Consider the following 5,684-nt stretch of genomic DNA (forward strand, 5'->3'; position numbering starts at 1 on the left):
CATCATAGGGCTTTGCCCGCATATGAAATACCCCCGGCTATGCCGGGGGATTATTATTTATCAAGCATCAGTTTGGCGCATTTGTAAACATCGCCGCAGCCGAGAGTGATGACCAGGTCGCCCTCCCCGGCACGGCCCATCACGTAGTCGGCCATCTCCTGGAAGGTGGGGAACCACACAGAACCGGGAATTTTCTCCGCGAGCTGGCTGGTGTAAACGCCTTCGGTGTTCTTCTCGCGGCTGCCCATAATTTCGCTCATGACCACTTCGTCCGCGATCGAAAGCGCTTTGGCGAAATCGTCCATCAGGATTTTGGTCCGCGAGTAGGTGAATGGCTGAAAGACCGCCCAGACCTTTTGAAAGGGCATTTCCTTGGCGGCCTTGAGGGTGGCGGCGATCTCAGCCGGGTGATGCGCGTAGTCGTCCGCGATGGTCACGCCGCGCGGGCGGCCAAGAATTTCGAAGCGCCGCCCCGCGCCGTGAAATTCCGCGAGATGCGCGCGGATTTCCTCGAGCGGCGCGCCCGCCATCCGCGCGGCGGCGACCGCCGCTGCCGCATTCAGGACATTGTGGCGGCCGGGGATGTTGAGCGTAAAGGTTCCAAGGCTTTGACCGCGCTCATAAAGGGTGAAAGTGGACTGCGCGCCGCGGCTCATGACGAGATCCGCCGGACGGTAGTCGTTTTTCTCGCCCCAGCCGAAGGTGACGATGGGCTTGCCGCAGACCCCTTCGACCGCTTTCATCGAATTTACGTCGTCGCCGTTCACGATGACGGCTTTTGTAGCCATTTGGGCGAACCGGTGGAAGGACTTGATGATGTTGTCGAGCGTTTTGAAGTATTCGAGGTGGTCGGCGTCGACGTTCAGAATGACTGCCACATCCGGGAAAAGCTGGAGAAAATGATCTTTGAATTCACAGGCTTCGCAGACCATGTGTTCCGATTTTCCCGTGCGGCCGCTGCCGCCGATGAGCGGGAGCTTTCCGCCGATAAAAACGGTCGGATCGAGCCCCGACTGCATAAGCACCTGGGTGAGCATGGCGGTGGTGGTGGTTTTGCCGTGGGTGCCGCAGACACAGATGCAGTTTTCATACAGGCTGGTGAGGTAGCCGAGCAGCTCGGCGCGCTCAACAAGCGGGACGCGGCTTTCCCGCGCGGCGATCAGTTCGGGGTTGTCGTCCATGATCGCGATGGTGTAGACGATGAGATCCGCGCCTTTGATGTTTTCCGCGCGCTGGCCAAGGAAAATTTCAATGCCCATGTCCCGCTCGAACGCGAGGGTGTCGGTTTCGTTGTTGTCGCTGCCGGTGATGTGATAGCCCTGCCCATGCAGGATCTGCACGATGGGGAACATGCCGGACCCGCCGATTCCGATAAAGTGGATATGCTTTGCATTTTTGAGGATCTTTCCATCAAACATGGTGTTTTCAACTCCAAAACAATTCAGATAACCTATTCCTATGTAGTATAGGCTGATTCTGTGAAAAATTCAAGCCCGTGGTCCGGCCTCAGTGTATATCTTTGCCAATCGTGCCAAATACTATCCTTGACAAACATTTAGGAGGAAATACAGCAATGAATATCACAGATATCAAAATCCGCCGCACCTATCAGGACAACCGCCTGCGCGCACTGGTCTCCATCACGGTCGATGGGGAACTCGCCGTCCACGACATCAAGGTGATCGAAGGCCCGGAGCGCCTCTTTGTGGCGATGCCCAGCCGCCGGGACGACAACGGCGTCTTTCGTGACATCGCCCATCCGATCACGACCGCCGCGCGCCGGCAGGTTGAAGACAGCATCCTCGCGGCATATCAGGAACATATGGCGGCCAAGCAGCAGGAAGATGCCGCTGTCGGACATGCGTCAGGAAACCATCCGGATGAACACGCCTCCGCGCAGTAAGCGCGGAGGATTTTTCTTTTTACTTCGGAAAATTTTCACAAGGATTTCACAAACAATCCCCGCTGATATGTTAAAATAATTTTCGTATGTTATCCCGGACAAAGCGAGGCGTTAAGATGCGGAAATTGTTGACCGCCCTGTTCACGGCGGCGTTTCTATGCTTGAATATCCCGGCCGCGGCCCTTGCCGCGCAGGGGACGGACGCGCGGGCTCAGAAGCCGTCGCCGCCGAGCCTCTATTCCGAGGCTGCCGTCCTGATGGACTGCGATACCGGCCAGGTGCTTTACGGAAAGCGGCAGACCGCCCGGATGCACCCGGCAAGCATCACAAAGATCATGACCCTGCTCATTGCAATGGAGGAAGGAAATCCGGCTGACGTGGTCACGATGACCGACGAAGGGGTCTGGTCGGTGCCGCGCAGCACCACACATATCGCGCTCACGCCGGGCGAGGAGATCACTTTTGAACAGCTTGAATACGCGATGATGGTTGAATCGGCCAATGACGCCGCCAATGGGATCGCGATTCATCTGGCGGGCTCGCTCGAGGCGTTCGCTCAAAAAATGAATCTGCGCGCGGAAAAAATCGGCGCGGTGAATACCCATTTCAATAACCCGAACGGCCTGCCGGAGAATAACCACTACACCTGCGCCTACGACATGGCGCTCATCACCCGGGAGGCAATGACGCACCCGGAGTTCCGGACGCTGGCCGGAACCCAGCATTATGAAATCCCTCCCACCAACAAACAGCCGGAAACCCGGAAACTCAATAACCGTCAGTATATGTTCACCCTGAATGACACCTACCCGGGCGCGTTCGCGGGAAAAACCGGCTGGAGCGAGGAATCGGGCAAAACGCTGGTGACGTTGGCCGAACGGGATGGCGTGACCCTCATCTGCGTGGTGATGAAACCATCCGGTACGGTCGACGGGGAATTCAAGGATTCGACCGCGCTGCTTGACTATGGTTTTGACAATTTCCAAAAGGTGACCATCCCGCAGGAGCAGCTGCCCACGCGGGAAACGGAGGATGGCGTCTGGCAGCTGGGAAAGGATCTCGCCATCCTGCTTCCGGACGCGGTTCCGGCGGATTCACTTAAAATGGAGCTGGATGGCGAAAACATGCTGCAAATTACGGCGCCGGAATCGGTTAAAACATTCATGGACCCACAGGTCGCGTCGGTCCCGCTGACTTTTGTGAAGGCCCGGCCGGCTGCCGCGCCGGCAAGCGAGCCGGTACAGCCTGGGAAGAGCGGTCCGCCAAAGCTGCCCGCGTTCGTGAAGTGGACAGGCGCCGGACTGCTGGCGCTGGTACTGTTGCTGGTGCTTCTGCGTATGATAATACGCGGCCATTACGCAAAAAAACGCAGAAAACAGGAGGCTGCGCGCCAGAGACGGCAGATGCAGGCCCGCGAGCGTATTGCGGCGCGGCGGGCGCAGCAGCAGGTGATCGATGTGACGGTGGATAAGAAAAAACAAAACCGGATCACTGTGATCGATGAACGGGAGACCTGACAAAATCTTTGAAAATAAATCACCCATCATGTCAAACCCTCATAGGATGTAACAATGTACGGATACATTAAATTCCTATGGGGGTTGTCTTTATGATTCAATATAAAACCATAGCGGTGGTCGGCGGCGATCTGCGCCAGGCGCACATTGCGAACCGGCTGGCCGAACAGGGCAACCGGGTCTACGCCCTGCTGCTCGAAAACAATGCGACCCTTCGGCCGGAGCTTTCCTGTCCGGACGATCCGGCCGAAGTGCTTCCGGAGTGCGATGTGGTGATCTTTCCGCTGCCGCTCACCACTGACGAAGCCACTGTTAACGCGCCATTTTCCCAGAAGCGCGTTTTTGTAAAAGAATGCTTTGACTGCATCAGGCCCGGCGCCGCGGTTTTTGCCGGAAAAGTGAGCCCCGCCATGCAGGAGCTTGCCGCAAAAAAAGAAATGGCCCTGGCCGACTATCTCAAACGCGAGGAGCTCGCCGTTAAAAATGCGGTGATCACGGCGGAAGGCGCAATTGCTATTGCGATGGAAGAGATGCCGACCGCGCTGTTCGGCTCAAAATGCCTGATCACCGGCCATGGACGGATTTCCCGCGCGCTGATGCGCGTGCTCAATGCAATGGGCGCGCAGGTCACTGTCGCCGCAAGAAAATATGGGGACCTTGCCTGGATCGAAGCCGAGGGCTGCCATGCGATACATATCGCTTCGCTTGCCGAACATGTCGGCAGGGCGGATCTGGTATTCAATACGGTGCCCGCCTGTGTGCTCGGCCGCGAGATCCTGTCGAAACTGCGCAAGGACGCGCTCATTATCGACCTCGCCTCGAAACCCGGCGGGGTTGAATTTGATACGGCGCGGGAACTGGGGATCAAGACCGTTTGGGCGCTTTCGCTGCCCGGGAAATGCGCGCCGATATCCGCAGGGGACATCATCCTTGAAACGATCGGCAACTGCCTTGCGGAACAGGGGGTGCTCTGATGGAAAAGCTGAAATTGGGCTTTGCGCTGACCGGTTCCTTCTGTACCTGGGGGCATGTGCTGCCCCAGATGGAGAAGCTCGCGAAAACCTATGAGATAATGCCGGTCATTTCCCCGATTTCCTGCGTGTCCGATAACCGCTTCGGCAAGGCGGATGAGTGGATTGAAAAGATTGAGAAGATCTGCGGCCGCCCAGTGATCCGCACGATCGAACAGGCCGAGCCGATCGGCCCCAAAAACCTGCTCGACGCGCTGGTGGTCGCGCCGTGCACTGGAAATACCCTCGGAAAGCTTGCGAACGGTATCACGGACACCTGTGTCTGCATGGCCTGCAAGGCAAGCCTGCGCAACGCGAATCCGCTGGTGATCGCGGTTTCCACAAACGACGCGCTCGGCGCGTCGGCACGCAACATCGCCACGCTTATGAATGCAAAGAATGTTTATTTCGTCCCGATGTCGCAGGACGATCCGCAGGGGAAGCCCACCTCGCTGGTGGCGCATTTTGATAAGATCGGGGAGACGGTCGAGGCATCGCTCTCCGGAAAACAGCTCCAGCCGCTCTACCTTTAAGAGCGCCTCCATATAAATCAGCAGCAGTGGCCGCCGTATGCATACGGCGGCCACTGCTGCTTTTTGGGGACAAATTAGTTGACTTGACAACTAATTTGTCCCCATGTACAATAGGAAGGAAAGAGAAAGGAAGCGGTTTTCTTGCAAAGCGATCAAACGGCCGACGAAAAATTTCTGCGTATGACCCAGACCCCCATCCCCCAATTGGTCTGCACCCTGGCAGTACCCACAATCATCAGCATGCTGATCACTTCGATCTATAATATGGCGGACACGTTTTTTGTCGGGCGCATCAGCACCACCGCGACCGGCGCGGTTGGCGTGGTTTTTTCGCTGATGGCGGTGATCCAGGCGCTGGGCTTTTTGTTCGGGCAGGGTTCGGGTAACTATATCTCCCGCAAACTTGGAGAACAGGAATTTGAGGAAGCTTCCCGCATGGCGGCGACCGGCTTTTTTTCCGCGCTCATCGCGGGCGGCGCGATGGCCCTGCTTGGGGAAATTTTTCTGGATCAGCTGGTGACGATGCTTGGCGCGACCCCAACCATCCTGCCGCTCGCGCGCGATTATGCGAAATATATCCTGCTTGGCGCGCCGTATATGGTTGCGTCGCTGGTGCTCAATAATCAGCTGCGTTTCCAAGGCAGCGCAATGAATGCGATGGTGGGCATCACGGCGGGCGGGGTTCTGAATGTGGCGCTTGACCCGCTGTTTATCTTTGTGT

The 5,684-nt window shown here is 57.1% G+C and carries 6 protein-coding genes; 5 read left to right on the top strand and 1 reads right to left on the bottom strand.

What is annotated here, in order from left to right; all coding sequences use genetic code 11:
* Nucleotides 1–53: 53 nt before the first annotated feature.
* Nucleotides 54–1,418, bottom strand: a complete 1,365-nt coding sequence (gene murC, locus DWV16_RS18455) for a UDP-N-acetylmuramate--L-alanine ligase (protein ID WP_118480902.1) — start codon at nt 1,416–1,418, stop codon at nt 54–56.
* A gap of 155 nt (nt 1,419–1,573) precedes the next feature.
* Here murC and spoVG point away from each other — a divergent pair, with 155 nt between their 5' ends.
* The 5 genes from spoVG to DWV16_RS19725 form a co-directional block, all read left to right on the top strand.
* Nucleotides 1,574–1,903 carry a septation regulator SpoVG gene (gene spoVG / locus DWV16_RS18460; protein ID WP_066458301.1) on the top strand — a complete coding sequence of 110 codons (330 nt, stop codon included), beginning with the start codon at nt 1,574–1,576 and terminating at the stop codon, nt 1,901–1,903.
* 116 nt (nt 1,904–2,019) lie between these two features.
* Nucleotides 2,020–3,420 (top strand): D-alanyl-D-alanine carboxypeptidase family protein, encoded by a 1,401-nt coding sequence (locus DWV16_RS18465; protein ID WP_158572980.1) that lies wholly within the window; start codon nt 2,020–2,022, stop codon nt 3,418–3,420.
* A gap of 92 nt (nt 3,421–3,512) precedes the next feature.
* Complete coding sequence (dpsA, locus tag DWV16_RS18470) at nt 3,513–4,394, top strand: dipicolinate synthase subunit DpsA (RefSeq protein ID WP_066458307.1); 882 nt, start codon at nt 3,513–3,515, stop codon at nt 4,392–4,394.
* Nucleotides 4,394–4,963: a dipicolinate synthase subunit B gene (locus DWV16_RS18475; protein ID WP_118480906.1), complete on the top strand. Its 570-nt coding sequence runs from the start codon at nt 4,394–4,396 to the stop codon at nt 4,961–4,963. Before dpsA ends, DWV16_RS18475 begins: the two co-directional genes overlap by 1 nt.
* Nucleotides 4,964–5,143: 180 nt before the next feature.
* Nucleotides 5,144–5,684: MATE family efflux transporter (locus DWV16_RS19725; protein WP_243007373.1), on the top strand; the 541-nt coding region annotated here is incomplete at its 3' end.

It is taken from the genome of Anaerotruncus sp. AF02-27 (genome assembly GCF_003465835.1).
GTDB classification, from domain to species: Bacteria; Bacillota; Clostridia; order Oscillospirales; family Ruminococcaceae; genus Anaerotruncus; species Anaerotruncus rubiinfantis.